At 66.6% G+C, this 18,244-nt stretch carries 19 protein-coding genes and 1 tRNA gene; 11 read left to right on the top strand and 9 right to left on the bottom strand.

What is annotated here, in order from left to right; translation table 11 throughout:
- Genes FHG66_RS04100 through FHG66_RS04090 form a run of 3 tightly spaced genes read left to right on the top strand, consistent with a single transcriptional unit; the run spans position 1 to position 2,215 of the window.
- Entirely contained in the window at positions 1-387 is a 387-nt protein-coding gene (locus FHG66_RS04100) for a response regulator (RefSeq protein WP_139075413.1), read from the top strand.
- Positions 387-746: a hypothetical protein gene (locus tag FHG66_RS04095; RefSeq protein WP_176556116.1), complete on the top strand. Its 360-nt coding sequence runs from the start codon at positions 387-389 to the stop codon at positions 744-746. The genes FHG66_RS04100 and FHG66_RS04095 overlap by 1 nt, the downstream gene beginning before the upstream one ends.
- 35 nt (positions 747-781) lie before the next feature.
- On the top strand, positions 782-2,215 hold the full coding sequence (locus FHG66_RS04090) for a methyl-accepting chemotaxis protein (protein ID WP_139075411.1): 1,434 nt from the start codon (positions 782-784) through the stop codon (positions 2,213-2,215).
- A gap of 643 nt (positions 2,216-2,858) precedes the next feature.
- On the opposite strand, the gene FHG66_RS04085 is transcribed toward FHG66_RS04090, so the two are convergent.
- Positions 2,859-2,933, bottom strand: a tRNA-Phe gene (locus tag FHG66_RS04085).
- Between the two features lie 233 nt (positions 2,934-3,166).
- Here FHG66_RS04085 and FHG66_RS04080 point away from each other — a divergent pair.
- From FHG66_RS04080 to FHG66_RS04050, 7 genes are all read left to right on the top strand, one after another.
- Positions 3,167-3,805 carry a TetR/AcrR family transcriptional regulator gene (locus tag FHG66_RS04080; RefSeq protein ID WP_139075410.1) on the top strand — a complete coding sequence of 213 codons (639 nt, stop codon included), beginning with the start codon at positions 3,167-3,169 and terminating at the stop codon, positions 3,803-3,805.
- 1 nt (position 3,806) lies between these two features.
- Complete coding sequence (locus FHG66_RS04075) at positions 3,807-5,039, top strand: efflux RND transporter periplasmic adaptor subunit (protein WP_139075409.1); 1,233 nt, start codon at positions 3,807-3,809, stop codon at positions 5,037-5,039.
- 4 nt (positions 5,040-5,043) lie between these two features.
- A complete protein-coding gene (locus tag FHG66_RS04070) occupies positions 5,044-8,337 on the top strand; it encodes an efflux RND transporter permease subunit (RefSeq protein ID WP_139075408.1) in 3,294 nt (1,097 codons plus the stop codon).
- Positions 8,338-8,640: 303 nt separating this feature from the next.
- Positions 8,641-9,747 (top strand): ABC transporter substrate-binding protein, encoded by a 1,107-nt coding sequence (locus FHG66_RS04065; RefSeq protein WP_139075407.1) that lies wholly within the window; start codon positions 8,641-8,643, stop codon positions 9,745-9,747.
- 53 nt (positions 9,748-9,800) lie between these two features.
- Complete coding sequence (locus FHG66_RS04060; protein WP_425471698.1) at positions 9,801-10,688, top strand: ABC transporter permease; 888 nt, start codon at positions 9,801-9,803, stop codon at positions 10,686-10,688.
- Between the two features lie 35 nt (positions 10,689-10,723).
- Positions 10,724-11,467 (top strand): ABC transporter permease, encoded by a 744-nt coding sequence (locus tag FHG66_RS04055; RefSeq protein WP_218013791.1) that lies wholly within the window; start codon positions 10,724-10,726, stop codon positions 11,465-11,467.
- Entirely contained in the window at positions 11,467-12,531 is a 1,065-nt protein-coding gene (locus FHG66_RS04050; RefSeq protein ID WP_139075405.1) for an ABC transporter ATP-binding protein, read from the top strand. The genes FHG66_RS04055 and FHG66_RS04050 overlap by 1 nt, the downstream gene beginning before the upstream one ends.
- 21 nt (positions 12,532-12,552) lie before the next feature.
- Here the strand turns inward: FHG66_RS04050 and yacG are convergent, their stop codons facing one another.
- From yacG to hisD, 7 genes are all read right to left on the bottom strand, one after another.
- A complete protein-coding gene (gene yacG / locus FHG66_RS04045) occupies positions 12,553-12,726 on the bottom strand; it encodes a DNA gyrase inhibitor YacG (protein WP_139075404.1) in 174 nt (57 codons plus the stop codon).
- A 1-nt stretch (position 12,727) separates the two neighbouring features.
- The gene (locus FHG66_RS04040; RefSeq protein WP_139075403.1) at positions 12,728-13,753 is read right to left on the bottom strand and encodes a ribonuclease E/G; all 1,026 of its coding nucleotides are present in this window, start codon (positions 13,751-13,753) and stop codon (positions 12,728-12,730) included.
- A complete protein-coding gene (locus tag FHG66_RS04035; RefSeq protein ID WP_139075402.1) occupies positions 13,750-14,349 on the bottom strand; it encodes a Maf family protein in 600 nt (199 codons plus the stop codon). The genes FHG66_RS04040 and FHG66_RS04035 overlap by 4 nt, the downstream gene beginning before the upstream one ends.
- A gap of 22 nt (positions 14,350-14,371) precedes the next feature.
- The gene (gene infA, locus FHG66_RS04030) at positions 14,372-14,590 is read right to left on the bottom strand and encodes a translation initiation factor IF-1 (protein ID WP_007205486.1); all 219 of its coding nucleotides are present in this window, start codon (positions 14,588-14,590) and stop codon (positions 14,372-14,374) included.
- Positions 14,591-14,720: 130 nt separating this feature from the next.
- A complete protein-coding gene (locus FHG66_RS04025) occupies positions 14,721-15,131 on the bottom strand; it encodes an arsenate-mycothiol transferase ArsC (RefSeq protein WP_246082458.1) in 411 nt (136 codons plus the stop codon).
- Between the two features lie 93 nt (positions 15,132-15,224).
- Positions 15,225-15,704, bottom strand: a complete 480-nt coding sequence (locus tag FHG66_RS04020; RefSeq protein WP_139075401.1) for a UPF0262 family protein — start codon at positions 15,702-15,704, stop codon at positions 15,225-15,227.
- Positions 15,701-17,002 carry a histidinol dehydrogenase gene (gene hisD / locus FHG66_RS04015; RefSeq protein WP_139075400.1) on the bottom strand — a complete coding sequence of 434 codons (1,302 nt, stop codon included), beginning with the start codon at positions 17,000-17,002 and terminating at the stop codon, positions 15,701-15,703. Before hisD ends, FHG66_RS04020 begins: the two co-directional genes overlap by 4 nt.
- Positions 17,003-17,178: 176 nt before the next feature.
- Here hisD and FHG66_RS04010 point away from each other — a divergent pair, with 176 nt between their 5' ends.
- The gene (locus FHG66_RS04010) at positions 17,179-17,385 is read left to right on the top strand and encodes a hypothetical protein (RefSeq protein WP_139075399.1); all 207 of its coding nucleotides are present in this window, start codon (positions 17,179-17,181) and stop codon (positions 17,383-17,385) included.
- 21 nt (positions 17,386-17,406) lie between these two features.
- On the opposite strand, the gene FHG66_RS04005 is transcribed toward FHG66_RS04010, so the two are convergent.
- A complete protein-coding gene (locus tag FHG66_RS04005; RefSeq protein ID WP_176556115.1) occupies positions 17,407-18,183 on the bottom strand; it encodes a Stf0 family sulfotransferase in 777 nt (258 codons plus the stop codon).
- Positions 18,184-18,244 lie beyond the last annotated feature (61 nt).

Here is an 18,244-nt window from a genome sequence, read left to right as displayed (position 1 = left end):
ATGGCACTCAAGGACACGCTCCGCATAATGGTCGTCGACGACATGTCGGTGAGCCGCGGGCTCCTGACGCAAGCGCTCGAGGAGATGGGACTATGGAAGTTCCAGACCGAGAGCGCCGGACAGGCCGCGCTCAACAAGATCGTCGCGAACCCCGTCCATCTGGTCCTTGCGGACTACAACATGCCGGGGATGAACGGCCTCCAGCTTCTGGAGGCACTGCGGTCGAACCGCACGACCCAAGGCGTCGGCTTTATTCTGGTGACCGGAAGTCCGACCAAGGAAGTCATGGACCGCGGCCGGGCTTTGGGGCTGAACAACCTCGTCAAGAAGCCGTTCACGACAGCATCCCTCAAGGCCTCCATCGAACAGGTCGTGGGCCGGCTATGATGGAACAGGAACTCCCGGTCGCCCTGAGCGACCTGCTCCCTGCTCTCGCCCGCGAGATCGACGGGCCGCGCCAAGCCATTCTCGCGGCGGAGCACCACCTCACTGCGGTTCTTCAGTCGCGTCCGGCGGCCGATGGTGCGGCCCAGGATCTGCAGAGCATCGATCTGGCGCTCCAGATCCTGAATGACCTCGAAGGGTTCATGATGCGCTTGGGCGATCATGTCCCGACCGACGTCCAGATCGACGCGGGTCCCGCCTTTCACGCCCTCAAGCTCGAACGCGTGGCCGCAAGCCTCGGCGCGGCCCTGGGCAGGCAAGGCCTAGCCTGCACTCCTCAACCACCGGTCGAGCTTTTCTAAGCCCGAGCCTCCCACGCATTGCATCAGGACGTCCCATGCTCAGCGCCCGCCTCCCCCTCGCTCTTCGCCTCCCCCTCGCGATCATGGGCCTCATGCTCATCGTGATGAGTTGCTTCGGCATCCTGCTCTACCGCCAAGGCCAGGAGGATGCGCTCCTGAGCGGCCCCGGCCTCCACATCACGGTCGTGGCTCTCATCCTGAGCAGCGTGGGCGTGGCCGGTCTTCTCGGGTGGCTGCTGGCCCGATCCGTGACGACCGGACTAGAAGATCTCGGCCAGTCCATGCAGGCTGTCGCCCATCGTGATCCTGACCACGCCATCTCTGGCTTGGGCCGGACGGACGAATTCGGTGCGATCGCGGCGACCCTGAACGACTTACGCACCAGCCTGCAGTCAGCGGATCGCGCCGCCTTTGAGCGTGATGCCGCGCAGGACGAGCAAGAGCGCATCGTGTCGGAACTCGGACGAGGGCTGACCCGACTCGCGCAGGGTGACCTCGACACGCCTATCACGGCCCCCTTCCCGCAAGCCTACGAAGGGCTCCGCTCCGATTTCAATCGGACTCTGGAGACGCTGGGCTCGATCGTGGCTTCGGTCGTGGGCAACGCCAACAGCATCCGTGACCGGTCGATCGAGATCAGCGAATCATCGGACGACTTGTCCAGGCGCACGGAAAGCCAGGCGGCCGCTCTGGAACAAACGGCGGCAGCGCTGGGCGAACTTACGGCCAGCGTGGCTTCGGCCGCCGAGCGCACGGTCGAGGTCGAGGCTGTCGTCGGCGAGGCCAAGGCCGAAGCCGAGAGCAGCGGCTCGGTGGTTCGGGACGCCGTGGCCGCCATGTCGGAGATCAAGCGGTCCTCGGACGAGATCTCGCAAATCATCGGCGTTATCGACGACATCGCTTTCCAGACCAACCTCCTGGCCCTGAACGCTGGGGTGGAGGCCGCGAGGGCTGGCGAGGCCGGGCGCGGCTTTGCGGTCGTGGCCTCCGAAGTGCGCTCCCTGGCGCAGCGATCCTCCGACGCCGCTCGCCAGATCAAGTCCCTGATCGAGGGGAGTGCGAAGCAGGTGCAAGACGGCGTCCAGCTCGTCGGACAAGCCGGCACGGCGCTCACCAGCATCGTGGGCCGCGTCTCGGAGATATCTTCCCTCGTCAGCGAGATCGCGGCCGGCGCGCGTGAGCAGTCGACCGGCTTGGGCGAGATCAACATCGCGATCACGCAGCTTGATCAGGTCACGCAGCAGAATGCGGCCATGGTGGAAGAGTCAACGACCGCCAGCCATGCTCTAAGCCAGGATGCCGCGCATCTGGGAGAGGTCGTCGGACGGTTCCGGATCGCTGAGGCCGACATCAAGGCGACAGCCTCTCCAACGGCTACCACGGCCCAAATGGACCTTGCGCCGCGGGCTCCGTCCCGTCCGGTACGCCTTGCCGTCGGGGCCTCCGATGGAGGATGGCAGGAGTTCTGACGCCCAAGCGCCAAGTTCCGCCGCAACGAACGAGCCAGGGCTGGCTGCGCCTTGGCTCGTTATGCATGTCAAGGCTGAGGGCACTGACGATTTGGCTTTGTTCCCTGAGCGCGGACTGCGCTGCCAAGTCGGCTCACCAAGGGGAATAGGGATCCTTTCAGTCCTGTCTGCCGCTGAAAGCAGCTCCTCCGACGGGCCTACCCCTCAGGAGGTGCGATCATGACCTTGAGGATCTGCCGGTCAGCGACGTCCGTTCAAAGAGTGTCAAGGCTTCGACATCCAGGCTGGATCCTGCTGGGTTAGAGACGTCCGAACACGTTCAGAACCGATGCAATCGTTCCTGAACTGACTGTTCGGTGCTAAAGCCCTTGCTCTACACCCAAGCCCCCGCCCAACAGCAAAGGCTAGATTCGACAGCTAGCAGGCCTCAGCGCTGCAAACGTCAAAGCACAAGTAAGGGGCTGCTCCCAGGCTGCGGTTCTTCCATGCGCTCACCGACGGATTGGGCCGGAGGACTGAAGATGCACGTCCACGAGTCGCCCGGCTGAAGCGCATGACACATCCCGATTCATCAGGGCGCGACGCAACCGCCTCGACATCCGGCCAAAGAAGGACGATCCAACTCGAAAGGAAGCAGCACAAGTGGTGCCCGGGGGCGGATTTGAACCACCGACACGCGGATTTTCAATCCGCTGCTCTACCCCTGAGCTACCCGGGCACGGGGATGCGAACGTGTCGTCCGCATCAGGTGGGCGCCTTCTAGGCGAGCGCGCTGACAGTGTCCAGAGGCGTTCAGGGTAAGGAAGTGCCTACTTTAACGGCATCGCACCGCAGCTTAGACACATCCAGGACAAAACCAGCTCCAGATTGCACCCAGCACTGGACAATCGTCGCATCAGCACCCAGATGAATGAACGTTCATTCACACGCTTCTGCGGGAGACTCACATAGGTGCCACAGGATCTTTCCACCTTGGTCGGAGTGAACGGGGCCGAAGCGACGGACTCGGGTCATCGTAGCGAGGAGATCCTTGGCCTCGCCCGGCATGCTTTCGTAGAGAAAGGCTTCGACGGCGCATCCATGCAGGATCTCGCCAAGGCCGCCGGCATGAGCGCGGGGAACTTCTATCGCTACTTCCCGTCCAAGGCCGCCTTGGTCGAGGCGTTGATCGCTCGGGACCTTCTGGAGGTGGAGCAGACTTTTCGAGCCATCGCCACCTCGGACGATCCGCTTGCCGCGCTGAAGGCTACCTTGCGCGAACGGGTGATGGAGAACTGCCAGGACGAGGACCCGCTTTGGGCCGAGATATTGGCAGTAGCGGCACGAAAGCCCGACATCGCGGCTCTGCTGGCTGGCTTCGAGATAGGCATCGTCCAGCGAATCGTTTCGGTGCTGGGTCTCGTGAGCCAACTGCCTGAAGAGGAGGCGTTCCGGCGTTTCGAGACGCATGCCCGCGTGATCGTGCTGATCGTGCGTGGCTCGGCCTGCGGCCACGGACCCTGCCCTGCAGCGGACAGCGACCTGAACGAACTAATCCTGAAAACCATTGACCGGCTGATCGACGACGTCCTGGCCGGGAAGGATCACTGACATGACCGTCCTGCCCTCGGCCCATTCCCTTCGCGCCCTGATCGCGGCCTCCCTCATCGCCGTCCCAGGCCTTGCAATGGCGCAGGAAGCTGCGCCCGACGCACATTCCGAAGAAGCCGCACCGGCCGCCGACCTGCCCGCGATCACCGTTTCCGAGGTGAAGCGCGTCCGGCTGACCGATCGCGTGATCGCCTCGGGCCTCGTGGATGCCATCGAGCAGGTTCAGGTCCAACCGCTCGTCGAGGGGCAGCCCATCGACGAGCTTCTGGCCGATGTCGGAGACACGGTCGAGGAAGGTCAGGTGCTCGCTCGCCTGTCGGAGTCGACGCTGGAACTGCAGTTGAGCCAGCTCGCTGCGAATCGTGCCTCGACCGAGGCGCAGATCGCGCAAGCCGAGGCCAGCCTCGTGCAGGCCACGGCTAATGCCGAAGAGGCCGAGCGAGTGGCCCGCCGCAACGCCGAGCTGGTCGAGGCCGGCTCCGTTCCCCAGGCGCAGGCCGACCAGTCCGCCGCCGCAGCCGAGTCCGCGCGGGCGGCCGTGCGCGTGTCCGAGCAGGGGATCGCCTCGGCGCGAGCACAACTTGAACTGGTGGACGCGCAGATCGAGAATGCAGAGCTGCAGTTGTCCCGAACGGAGGTCCGGGCGCCCGTGGGCGGCCTCGTGGTTGCACGCAACGCCCAGATCGGAGCCATTGCCTCCGCGACGGGTCAGGCGATGTTCACCATCGTCCGCGAGGGCGCGATGGAGATGCGCGCCGACGTCTCCGAACAGGACCTGCTGCGGCTCGATGAAGGTCAACCGGCGACCATGCAGGCGATGCAGGGCTCCGACGTCATTCCCGGCAAGGTTCGCCTCGTGGAGCCCGCGATCGACCCGCAGACACGCCTTGGCGTTGCGCGGATCCAGATCGACGACCCCACCCGGGCCGTGAAAGGCATGTTCCTGACGGCCGAGGTGACGGTGAGCGAGCAGGAAAGCCCTGCCGTGCCGGTCACGGCCGTGGGCACGGGCTCGGATGGCTCGACCGTCATGCGGGTCCGCGACGGCGTGGCGGAACGGGTCAGCGTGACCACCGGAATCCGGGATGGCGGCCTGATCGGCATCGTCGATGGTCTGGCCGAAGGCGATCTCGTCGTCACCAAGGCCGGAGCCTTCGTGCGCGATGGGGACCGCATCAACCCGGTTCAGGACGAGTTGGAGGTCGCCCAAGGCGGCCAAGTGGAAGAGGACTGAGACCATGAACTTTTCTGCCTGGTCGATCCGCCATCCCATTGCGCCCATCCTTGTATTCGGACTTCTGCTGCTCTTGGGCTGGCAGAGCTTCCGCACCTTGCCCATCACCCAGTTCCCCACCATCGACGTGCCCGTGGTGTCGATATCCGTGGCCCAGTCGGGCGCGGCACCGGCCGAGCTTGAAAGTCAGGTGACCCGCGAGGTCGAGGACGCGGTGGCTGGAATCACCGGGGTTGACGACATCACCTCGACCGTCTCGGACGGCCTGTCGTCCACGGTGGTCACCTTCCGCATGGAGGTGCCCACCGACGAAGCCGTGCAGGACGTCAAGGACGCCATCGACCAGATCCGCGGCGATCTTCCCGGAGATGTCGAGGAACCCGTCGTCACCAAGGTGGACGTGGCAGGGCAGGCGATCCTGTATTACGCGGTCTCCGCGCCGGCCATGACCTACGAGGAACTCTCTTGGTTCGTGGACGACACCATCAAGAGCGAGCTCCAGGGCCGGCCCGGCGTCGGTCAGGTCGACCGCTACGGCGGCGCGGACCGTGAGATCCGGGTGGAGCTCGACCCCGCGCGGCTCGATGCCTACGGGATCACCGCCGGCACGGTCAGCGCCCAGATCCGGGCCACCAACGCCAACCAGGGCGCCGGGCGCGCCGACCTCGGATCGGGCGAGCAGGCGATCCGCCTGCTGGGCGACCAGGGCGACGCCGAGCGGCTGGCCGAGAGCACCATCGCCCTGCCCTCGGGCCGGGAGGTGCGCCTGTCCGACCTCGGCACCGTGGTGGACACCTACGAGGAGGTCCGCTCCTCGGCGAGCTTCAACGGCGAGGATGCGGTCGTGTTCGCGGTGTTCCGTGCCCAGGGCGCGTCCGAGGTGAGCGTCCAGGAGACAGTCGAGGAAAGCCTGGAAACGATCCGCGCCGAGAACCCCGGCGTCTCGATCGACCTCGTGGTGGACAACGTCTACTCGACCTACGGCAACTACGAGGCCGCCATCCATACGCTTCTGGAGGGCGCGCTGCTGGCGGTGCTGGTGGTGCTCCTGTTCCTGCGGAACTGGCGCGCCACGATGATCGCGGCGGTGGCGCTGCCGCTGTCCGCAATCCCGACCTTCTGGGCCATGGACCTTCTGGGCTTCTCGCTCAACCTCATCTCGTTCCTGGCGATCACCTTGGCCACCGGGATCCTGGTGGACGATGCCATCGTCGAGATCGAGAACATCCAGCGGCACATCCGAATGGGCAAGACGCCCTATCGGGCCGCCATCGACGCCGCCGACGAGATCGGGCTTGCCGTGGTGGCGACCTCGTTCACCATCGTCGCGGTCTTCGTGCCTGTGTCGTTCATGCCCGGCATTCCGGGACAGTACTTCCGGCAGTTCGGCCTGACGGTCGCCATCGCCGTGCTGTTCTCGCTGCTGGTCGCGCGGCTCATCACGCCGCTCATGGCCGCCTATCTGATGCGGTCGAGCGATGGTCACGACGACCACGGTCAAAAGGACGGCCTGATGCTGCGGGCCTATCTGGCCTTCGTTCGCGTGACCATGCGGGTGCGGTATCTCACCCTGCTGGCGGCGTTCGGCATCCTGGGGGTCTCGCTCTACTTCATGGCGCAGATTCCGGGCAGCTTCATCCCGCCGGAGGATGCGAGCCGCATAACCCTGTCGGTCGAACTGCCCCCGGGCGTCGCCCTGGCCGACACCGAGGCGGTCACGCGACAGATCGAAGGCATGGTCAGCGGCGTGGACGGCGTGGCGAACGTCTTCGTGCTCGACGGCTCCTCACCGACCGGACAGCGCGACGTGCGCCGCGGCGCGGTGACGATCGTGCTCGACAGGCTCGACAACACGCTCGAGCGCAAGCTCCTCGACATCGTCGAGAGTGTGCCGGTGCTGGGCGACCTGGTTCCCGACGTGCCCTATCACGGGCGCAACGGCACCCTGAGGCCGCAGACCGCCATCGAGGCCGAGATCCTGGCGATGGTGTCGGCCATCCCGGACGCGCGCATCATCAAGCTTGCCGAAGGCGCAGGCGGATCGGGGCGCGACATCTCCTATTCGATCCTGTCCCAAAGCGAAGCCGACCTCAACGTGGCGGTGGCCCGGCTCGAGGAGGCGCTGCGGGGCGATCCGCTGCTGCAGGCGGTCTCGACCGAGGGTGCCCTGCCCCGGCCCGAACTGCAGATCACCCCCCGAATCGAGGAAGCCGCCCGCCTGGGCGTCACCACGGCGTCGATCGCCGAAGCCGTGCGGGTCGCCACGATCGGCGACTACGATGCGGCGCTGGCCAAGGTCTCGATCGACGACAGGCTCATTCCGGTGCGGGTGCAACTGACCCGGAGCGCGCGGGAAGACCTGGCGCGGATCGGGGCCCTGCGGGTGCCGACCGCGGCGGGGGGTGCCGTGCCGCTCAACGCAGTGGCGGACATCGTGGTCGCGGAGGGGCCGAGCGTCGTGAACCGTCTCAACCGCGAGCGGGTGGCTACCATCGGCGCCAACCTGCCCCCCGGGGTGGCGCTGGGCACCGCGACGGCGCGGTTTAACGAAATCGTGGCGGGTGTCGATCTTCCCGCTTCGGTCCGGACAGCCGAATCGGGCGACGCCGAGATCCAGGCCGAGCTGTTCGCGAGCTTCGCCAATGCCATGCTGCTGGCCCTCATGCTGATGCTCGGGGTGCTGATCCTGCTGTTCGGCTCCGTGATCCAGCCCTTCACGATCCTCTTCTCCCTGCCGCTCGCCATCGGCGGCGTGGCGGCGGCGCTGATCCTGACGGGAAGCGCGGTGTCGATGCCGGTGCTGATCGGCATCCTGATGCTGATGGGGATCGTGACCAAGAACGCGATCCTGCTGGTGGACTTTGCCATCGAGATGCGCGCCAAGGGCATGAGCCGCTTCGAGGCTGTCGTGGAGGCTGGCCACAAGCGGGCCCGTCCCATCGTGATGACCTCGATCGCGATGTCGGCGGGGATGCTGCCTTCGGCGCTGGGCGTGGGCGAGGGCGGGTCGTTCCGTGCGCCGATGGCCACCGCCGTGATCGGGGGCATCATCGTCTCGACGGTGCTGAGCCTTGTGATTGTGCCGTCGTTCTTCCTGATCATGGACGACCTGCAGCGCCTCATCTCCTGGATCTTCGGGCGCTTCGTTGGCCAAAAGGACGAGGAGCCCGAGGAGCCCGCCCTGAGCGACCTGTCCGCCGGCATCGCCGCCCGCAAGGCCGAGATCGCGGCACTCGAGGCGCGCCTCATGCGGCTTGAGGGCGAGGGCGCGCGGCCCGTGCTCCACGTCGCGGAGTGAGTTCCGCTTCCCGGCCCGACGCACCGTGGCGTCGGGCCGGGAAGCGCCGGATCTGCAACATTGGGCTAAGGGCAACAGCGGCCACGCAAATGGCGGATCAGGCATGCGGTCCGGTCATCTGTGCAGCGGGGCCTGCTGTTCCGGCCACTGAAGTCGGATCTTGGTTCCAGCAGCGGCCGGACCGGATGCTGACCAAATGGTCAGTTCATGACAATGCCATTGTCACATGAACGATTCAGTCGTTACCTAAGTCCGCACAAGCCGGGCGGACAGACAGCCCGGCCCGACTTTGGGGAGACGACGATGAGAATGACGAACTGGCTGGCGGCCTCGGCCAGCGTGGCCACGCTTTTGCAGGCCGGCGCCGCGATGGCGCAATCCATGGACGAACTGGTCGCAGCCGCCGAGGCCGAGGGGATGCTGACCACCATCGCCCTGCCCCATGACTGGTGCAACTACGGTGCCCTGATCGAGGGCTTCAAGGCGAAGTATCCGAACATCGAAGTCAACGAGCTGAACCCGGACGCAGGCTCGGCCGACGAGCTCGAGGCGATCCGCGCCAACATGGACAACGCCGGCCCGCAGGCACCCGACGTGATTGACGTGGGCCTGTCCTTTGGACCGCAGGCCCAGGCCGAAGGGCTGATCCAACCCTACAAGGTCTCGACCTGGGACACGATTCCCGAGGATGCCAAGGACCCGGACGGCTATTGGTACGGCGACTATTACGGCGTGATGGCCATGGCTGTGAACACCGACCTCGTGGACCCGGTGCCGACCTCCTTTGCCGACCTCCTCAAGCCCGAATACGCAGGTCAGGTGGCGCTGGCGGGCGATCCCCGCGCCTCGAACCAGGCGATCCTGGGCGTGATGGCTGCGGGCATGGCCCGTGGGGCCGAGCCCGGACAAGCTGCTGCCGAGGCGGGGCTCGGTTATTTCAAGGAAATGAACGACGCCGGGAACTTCGTCCCCGTGATCGGCAAGGCCGGGACGCTGGCGCAGGGCACGACGCCGATCGTCATCGCCTGGGACTACAATGCGCTGTCCTGGCGCGACACATTGGCCGGCAACCCGCCGGTCGAGGTCGTGGTGCCATCGGACGCCTCGCTCGCCGGCGTCTATGTGCAGGCCATTTCGGCCTACGCGCCGCACCCGAACGCTGCGAAGCTGTGGATGGAATACATCTATTCAGACGAGGGCCAGTTGCATTGGCTGTCGGGCTACTGCCACCCGATTCGCTTCAACGACCTCGTGGAGCGCGGCGTCGTCCCGCAAGAGATGATGGACAAGCTGCCGCCGGCCGAGGCTTACGACGCGGCGGTCTTCCCGACCCTCGACCAGGTCAACACCAACTCCGAGGCGGTCAAGGCTGGCTGGGACACCACCGTCGGCGCGAACGTCGTCGAGTGATGAAATAGGTCCGGAGGGGCGGCTCCATGGTGGGCCGCCCCCGCTCCCCTCACGTGACAGACACATCCCTTCCCCCCTCCCCGCGTCGCAACGTGTTGGCCCCCATCCTGCGGATGGTCGGTGTCGTGCCGTTCCTTGTCTTTGCGCTGCTGTTCCTGATCGGGCCCACGCTCTACATCGTGCTGGGAGCGTTCCAGCGGACAGGCGGGGGCTGGACGCTCGAGAACATCGTCGCTCTGAACACCCCTTCGGTCCGCAACGCCTACTGGGTGTCGATCAAGATCTCCTTCATCTCGGCGTTGCTGGGCTGCTTGATCGGTTTCGCCATGTCCGCCGGGGCGGTCCTTGGGGGCCTGCCGAAATGGGTGCGCTCGCCGCTCCTGACCTTTTCGGGCGTGGCGTCGAACTTTGCGGGCGTACCGCTGGCCTTTGCCTTTCTCGCCACCATCGGGCCGGCGGGGCTGATCACGATGTGGCTGCGGCAGGACCTGGGGATCAACCTGCGGGCCTACGGCTTCAATCTGCTCAGCACGCCGGGCCTGATCATCACCTACCTGTTCTTTCAGATCCCCTTGATGATCTTGATCATCACGCCCGCCCTGGACGGCCTGCGTCGCGAATGGCGCGAGGCGGCGATGGTGCTGGGCGCGACCGGCTGGCAATACTGGCGGATGGTGGCGCTGCCGATCCTGTTCCCCTCGCTCCTGGGCTGCCTGGCGCTGCTGTTCGCGAACGCCTTCGGGGCGGTCGCCACGGCCATCGCGCTCACCGGATCCTCGCTCAACATCGCTCCGATCCTGCTTTACGCGCAGATCCGGGGTGACGTGCTGGGCAACCCCCATCTGGGTTATGCACTCGCCACGGGGATGATCGCGATCACGGCGGTGGCGAACACGGTCTACATCGTCCTGCGCGCCCGGTCCGAAAGGTGGCTTCGTTGACCCGCATCCTGGCTTGGGTGGCCCTGATCTTGGGCATGCTCTACTTCATCCTCCCCTTGGTCGGGATGACCGAGTTCTCCTTGTCCATGCGGCGGGGGGTTTATTCGCTCGATGCCTATACGACGATCCTGGGCGACCCGCGCTTTCGCCAGACCTTTGGCTATTCGGTGCTGATGGCGGTGGCGACCATCATCTTCGGCGTGCTGCTGGTGGTGCCGACGGCCTACTGGGTCCGGCTGCGGCTGCCCTGGATCCGCCCCTACATCGAGTTCATCACGCTGCTGCCCCTCGTGATCCCGGCCATCGTGATCGTGTTCGGGTACATCCGGCTGTACAACACCTCGTCCTGGTTGCCGCTGACGGGATCGTCCATGGGGACCAACCTGCTGCTGGTGTTCGGCTATGCCACGCTGGCACTGCCTTACATGTACCGCGCCGTGGACACGGGCCTGCGGACGCTGGACGTGGGCACCCTGACCGAAGCCGCGCAGTCCCTGGGCGCGGGCTGGGGCACCATCCTGTTCCGGGTGATCCTGCCCAACGTGCTGGTCGCGGTCCTTTCAGGCGCCTTTCTCACCTTCGCCATCGTCATCGGCGAGTTCACCATGGCCGCGCTGCTGGACCGGCCGGCCTTTGGGCCCTTCATGCAGATTCTTGGCGCGAACCGGGCTTATGAGCCCGCCGCGCTGGCCGTGATCGCCTTTGCCATAACCTGGGCCTGCATGGGGCTGATCCAGCTTGTGACACGGCTGCAGAAACACACACGGGCGGGAGCCTGATGGCCTATCTCGATATCGCTCACCTCGAAAAGTCGTTCGGCGCCAACCGCGTGGTCAAGGACTTCTCGCTCCCCATCGACAAGGGGGAGTTCGTGTCGCTGCTGGGCCCGTCTGGTTGCGGCAAGACCACCGTCCTGCGAATGGTCGCGGGCTTCGAGACGCCCAGCGCCGGCGCGATCCGCATCGAAGGCAAGGACATCGTTCCCTTGCGTCCGAACCAGCGCAACATCGGCATGGTGTTCCAGGCCTATGCACTGTTCCCGAACCTGACGGTTGCGCAGAACGTGGGATTCGGGCTCAGGATCGCCGGGGTCGCTGGCAAAGAGGCGCAGACCCGCGTGGGCGAGATGCTCGACATAATCGGCCTGCCATTGGCCGAGTACGGAGCCCGGTATCCCTTCCAGCTTTCGGGCGGCCAGCAGCAGCGTGTGGCGCTTGCCCGGGCGCTGGCCCCTCGACCGCGCGTGCTGCTGCTCGACGAGCCGCTCTCGGCGCTTGACGCCAAGGTGCGCGTGCGGCTGCGCGGCGAGATCCGGGACATCCAGCGCCGGCTGGGCATCACCACGATCTTCGTGACCCACGACCAGGAGGAGGCGCTGTCGATCAGCGACCGCGTTGTGGTGATGAATGCGGGGATCGCCGATCAGGTCGGCTCGCCGTTCGAGATCTACAACCGTCCTGCCACGCCATTTGTGGCCAGTTTCGTAGGAACCCTGACGCCCTTCGAGGCGACGGTGATCGACCCACGCGTGGGCACGGTCATGTCGGGCGGGCTCACCATGAACCTGGGACGCCCCTTGTCGGCCGAAACGGGGACGGCTGTGCCCATCGCACTCCGACCCGAGGCCGTTCAGTTGGGACGCGCCTCGGGACGCGAGATCATCCTTCCCGCCACGGCACGGGAAGTGGAGTTCATGGGTTCGGTGATCCGCATTCGCGCCGAAGCCGCCGGGCAGAGCTTTCTCCTGGATACCTTCAACCGGCCCGACGCCCCACCTCCGCAGCCAGGGGAGGCCGTGGAGATCAGCTTCTCGGGCCGGGACGTGATCGTGATCGGAGTCTGACGGCGGAGCGGCTGGCGGCCTCTAGCCGTCCCGCTGCTCGCCCTGAGGGTCGGGACGCTCCTCCTCCTCGGACACGCTGCCGGGGAGGACGTAGTCGCCCCGCAGCCACCGCGCCAGATCGACATCGGCGCAGCGCGAGGAGCAGAAGGGACGGTACTTGGCTTCGGCAGGCTTTCCGCAGATCGGGCAGGCCATGTCAGTCCTTTCCCAACAGATGCCCCAAGGGTAGGCGTTCGCGCTTGCGGGACAGTTCGAACAGGCCCATCGCGGTCCAGCCCACGAGGCTCGTCTCGATCGGGTCCGCCCGGAAGCTGTCGCGGATCGACTGCTCGAGCTGCTTGCGGTGGCCTTTGGACATGTTGGCGAAATCCACCACGACCTGCCCGCCAAGTCCGCGGAGCCGGAGCTGGCGCGGCAGCGCGCGGGCGGCGGCCATGTTGGCCTTGAGAGCGGCGGCAGGCGAGGTGTCGCCGCCCGTGTTCACATCCACCGCCACGAGCGCCCGCGTCGGCTCCAGCACCATGGAGCCTTCGCCCAGGTCCACCTCCGGCTTGCGGATGCTGTCGATCTGGTCGAGAACACCCTCGCGCGCGAAGCTGCCGGGCTTGGTGATCACGCTGGGGGCGGTCCACTCCCTCCAGGCAAGGAGATGGGGACCATCGCCCTCGGTCAGCTTCTCGGGCGGGCCCTGGTCGTCGGCCATGACCTTGACGGCCAAGTCGCGCATCGCCGCGATGTCGCTGGCCACGTCGTCCTCTGGCGCCCCTTCGCAGGACGAGCGCAGGATCAAGCCGTGCGAGCCCTCCTCCATCTCCTCGTGTGCAATCGCAAGGAGCCGCCCCCGTTCCTCATCGTCGCGGATCTGGCGTGACACGTTGATGCCCGGGGCGCCGGGCGTCACGATGGCATAGCGCGACTTGAACAAGACACGATCCGTGACCGGGACGGCCTTGCCGCCCTCGGCGATGCCGGTGACTTGGACAAGCATCGTCTCGCCGGACTTGAGGCCGCTGGCGTTGCGGAGCCACGCGGTCCCGCCAGGGATGCGGAGGATCATCCCGCCCTGCCCCTTCATGCCACGGTCGGTCACAGCCCTGTAGATAGCTCCCGGCCGGGGCGCGGAGTCGTCATCGACCAGAAGGTCATCAAGCCGCCCATCCACGAGCAGGGCAGCGGCCTCTCGGCCCCCCAGGTGGTCGAGGACGATGGTCCGTCCCTTCATCGCGGTCCTCCGGCAAGGCCCGCCGCCGTGAGCAGGCCCAGTGTTTCGGTGAGAGGCAGGCCCACGACACCCGTGAAGGACCCATTGATCCAGGGGATATGCGCCCCGAAGGGTCCCTGGATGGCATAAGAGCCCGCCTTGCCGCGCCAGTCATCGGTCCCGATATAGGCCTCGATCTCTGCATCCGTCAGCGGCTTGACGGCGACGGCCGTCGTGACGGCCCGTTCCCAGACCCGGTCGCCGCGGCGCACGGTGACGGCGGTGATGACCCGGTGGCGGCGGCCGGCGAGGAGGGAAAGCATCGCCCTGGCCGAGGCCTCGTCGGCGGGCTTGCCAAGGATGCGGCGGCCAAGGGCCACAGTGGTATCCGCGCAAAGCACGACCTCGTCCTCGGCCACCTGGATGGCCGCGATCTTTTCGCGGGCGATCCGGCGCACGTAATCCAAGGGCGTTTCGGCCTTGCGAGGGGTCTCGTCGATCTCGGGCGGGCGAACGGCGTGCGGCGTGATCCCGGCCTGCGCGAGCAGGTCGAGGCGGCGCGGGCTGGCCGAACCTAGGACCAGTCGCACTGCGGGGTCCGGGGCGAGGGTCGTCAAGGGAGTGTCCTTCGCGCCCGCGTCACTTGAAGCGGTAATTGATGCGCCCCTTGGTCAGGTCGTAGGGCGTCATCTCGACTTGCACCTTGTCGCCAGCGAGCACCCGGATGCGGTTCTTCCGCATCTTGCCTGCCGTATGCGCGATGATCTCATGGCCGTTTTCCAGCTCGACCCGGAACGTCGCATTCGGCAGAAGCTCCTTCACGACACCAGGAAATTCGAGCAGTTCTTCCTTGGCCATGTGATCTCCAAATGATTTCAGGCCGCGAAATGCTGCGGCCCGGGGCCTAGATGGCCCCGCGCGGGCGCTTTTTCAAGCGCGAATCGTCACGTCCAGCACAGTGACGCGTCAGGGCCACTCCGGGTTCCCGTCAGCGGGGCGGCTCCCAGCGCCCCCGCGGCGGCCCGAAGCGGTCGAGAAGGCGGCTCAGGATCATCTCCCGGGTCTTGCGGTAGGAGCGAAGGCGTTCCTCACGCCCTTCCCCCAAGCCCGTTGGGTCCAGAATGGGCCAGTATTCGACGTTGATGGCGCTGTGCCGCGTCAGGTCGAGCGCGCGATGCTGGCTGGCCGGGGTCAGCGCCACGACAAGATCGAACGAGGACAGGTCGTCGCCCCAATCCCGCATTTCATCGAAGCTGCGGGCGCGGTGACGCGACAGTTCCACCCCGATTTCCTGGCAGACGGCGATGGCGAAGCCGTCGATCTCGAGGTCGTTCACCACGCCCGCCGACTGCACGTAGCAGTCGGTCCCGTAGAGTTGCTTCATCATCCCTTCGGCCATGGGCGAGCGGACCGCGTTGTGATCGCAGCAGAACAGCACCGATTGTGGAAGGGCATCCAGAGAGGCGTTCGCGACCTTGTCCCCTTCCACGCGCTAGCCCCCGAACTGAAGCACACAGATCAACGTAAACAACCGACGTGCCGTGTCCTGGTCGAGCTCGGCCTTTCCGGCCAGCCGTTCCTGAAGCACGCGCGCGCCCTCATTGTGGATGCCTCGCCGGGCCATGTCGATGGTCTCGATCTGCGAGGGCGGAAGGGTGCGCACGGCGTCGTAGTAGCTTTGGCAGATCTGGAAGTAATCCTTGACCACCTGACGGAACGGTCCCGTGGACATGTGGAACTCGCCCGCGGGCTCGCCGGACTCGGAAGTGACCGCGAACACGAGGCGGCGGTCGCGGACCGACAGGTTGAGCTTCCAGGGGGGTGCTGCCGTGCGATCCGGGTGCGGCGGAAGCGTGAAGCAGTTCTCCTCCAGGAGATCCACGATGGCGACGCGACGCTCCTGCTCCATTTCGGGCGTGGGGCGGGGCAGCCCCGTGTCGTCGATCGCGATGGCAACGAGACGCTCTGTCATCCGTTGAGCCGGTCCAGACGCGCCCGCACGGACAGGCCATGGGCCTCGAGCCGCTCGGCCTTGGCCAGGGTCTCGGCCGAGGGGCCCAGCGCCCGCAGCGCCTCGGGCGTCATCCGGGACAGGGTGGTGCGCTTGAGGAAGTCCATGACCGACAGCCCCGACGAGAACCGCGCCGTCCGCGCCGTGGGAAGCACGTGGTTCGGCCCGCCGATGTAATCGCCGATGGCCTCGGGCGTCCAGGGGCCGAGGAAGATCGCGCCGGCGTGGCTGATCGTCGCGGCCAGCCCCTCCGGATCGGCCACCAGAAGCTCCAGATGCTCGGCTGCGATGCGGTCGGCCAAGGCTGCGGCCTCGGGGAGGTCGCGCACCGTGATGATTGCGCCAAAGTCGCGCCAGCTCGCCCCGGCGATGGCGGCGCGGGGCAGGATTTCGAGATGTCGCTCGACCGCGCGAGCCACCGCTTGGCCAAAGGACGCATCGTCGGTGACGAGGATGGATTGCGCCGACTCGTCGTGCTCGGCCTGGGACAGGAGGTCGAGCGCGACAAAGTCCGGGTCGTTGTCGCGGTCGGCGATAACCAGGATCTCGGAAGGTCCGGCGATCATGTCGATGCCGACGCGGCCGAAGACGCGGCGCTTGGCGGCGGCGACATAGGCGTTGCCCGGGCCGGTGATCGTATCGACGGGGCGCACCGACTCCGTGCCATAGGCCAGCGCCGCGATGGCCTGCGCGCCACCGATGCGAAACACCTCGTCCACGCCTGCGATCCGGCAGGCAAGGAGAACGAGCGGATTGGCGACCCCGTCCGGCGTGGGCACGGTCACGACCAGGCGACGGACCCCGGCGACCTTGGCCGGGATCGCATTCATCAGGACGGAGGATGGATAGGAGGCAAGTCCCCCCGGCACGTAAAGCCCGGCCGCCGAGACGGGCGTCCAGCGCCAGCCCAGCATGGCGCCCAGATCATCGGTCCAGCTCTCGTCGCATGGCATCTGCCGCTGGTGGTAGGCACGGATGCGGTCGGCGGCAACGGACAGGGCCGCCCGCTCGGCCTCGGGCACCTGTGCGCACAAGGCGTCGATCTCGTGGTCCGGGATGCGGAGGCGGTCGGGCGCAAGGGTCACCCGGTCAAACCGGGCGGTCATTTCGACCAGAGCCGCATCCCCGCGCTCGCGCACGTCGGCAATGATGGCGGCCACGGTTGCGTCCACGTCGGGGCTGTCCTCGCGCTTGAGGGAGAGGAGATGGGCGAAAGCCGCCTCGAAGCCGGGATCGGACGTGGAGAGGTATTGCGGCATGGGTGGCCTCCTTGCCGGACTGGATTAGCGAGGCCTGACCGCGCCTTCAATCCGCAGGTCGCCGGCTCGGCTCGATTGTCCCGGTGCGTTGGATCGGTCCGGATCGCGGCTTCGGAGGGAACGAGGCCACCGCTCGGGCGGTTGGGCTCCGAACACAGCGATCAGGAGCGACCCCCATGACCGACGACCCGACCAGGTCCGTGAAACACCCCCAGGCTCCGCGCCCTGGCATCAGGAACGCCGACGTCCCATCCGAGACTTTTGCCCAAGGATTGCCGGATGTGGGCGAAGGCGCATCGGCAGTTCATCTGGCCCGCGACGTGCCCCTTGGACTGCAGGCCGGAGAGGACGAGGAGGCTGCCCTTCCCGACACGAAGGACTGACTTTCGGGACGAGGTGGCCGTTCAGACGCGGGCACCCCGGCCGCCTGACTCCTTATGGAACCGCTGGGTCCACTCGCGGCTGACCTCATCGGCCATCCGCGCGGTCGGGACAGCCACGTGCCTCGCCAGTTCCGGGTCGAGGCCCAGAGCGGCCAGGACCTTCGCCAGCGCCGCGATGGGATCGGCTGACGCGGTTTCATAGACCAGCCGCAGGGGCCTGATGCGGCGCTCCTGGAAAAAGGCCACCCAGGCGGCGTCATCCGTTCTCAACCTTTCGGTCACTTCGCCCAGCCGAGCCCGATCATAGGACACGGGGCGCGGTGTCTCCTCGCCTTCGAGCACCGTTCCATCCGCTGCCAGATGCCAGAACCCACTCTGTTCGGCCCGAACAAGCGACACCGCCTGGGCAACCTTGTCCTTGCGCGACACATGCACGTAGAGCGTAGGCCCGAATGCCGCCTCGATCGCCTGCCCGATGTCGCGATCGGCACCAAGCGCACGGTTCAAGCGTCGCCCGGCTTCGGCCACGCTGTCCCACATCAGCCGAAGGCCGAACACGCCCGTGCCTGCCCTTCCTTCGCGTCGCATGGCCTCCAGGTAGGCGCACTCGAAGTCGGCGCTGTTGAGGTCGTGCGGCTGCGGAACGCCCCAGGCCGCGGCCCAATCCACGACATCTTCGGGCCGGAAGTAGGAGTTCGGGCGGCCCGCCACGCCACTGGCCGCCAGCATCCCGCACAAGAGCGTGCTGCCCGACCTGGGCGTGCCGCAGAGCACGTAAGAGGTGACCGGGGACCTCACAGTCCCAGCCGGCCGCCAGCGGATATCAGGCCAGTGCATGCGGCGTGGCCGAAGCCTCCCT

This window comes from Rubellimicrobium rubrum (assembly GCF_006152115.1).
GTDB lineage: Bacteria > Pseudomonadota > Alphaproteobacteria > Rhodobacterales > Rhodobacteraceae > Rubellimicrobium > Rubellimicrobium rubrum.
The sequence above is the reverse complement of the archived record's forward strand: the minus strand, read 5'-3'. Positions and strand labels throughout refer to the sequence as shown.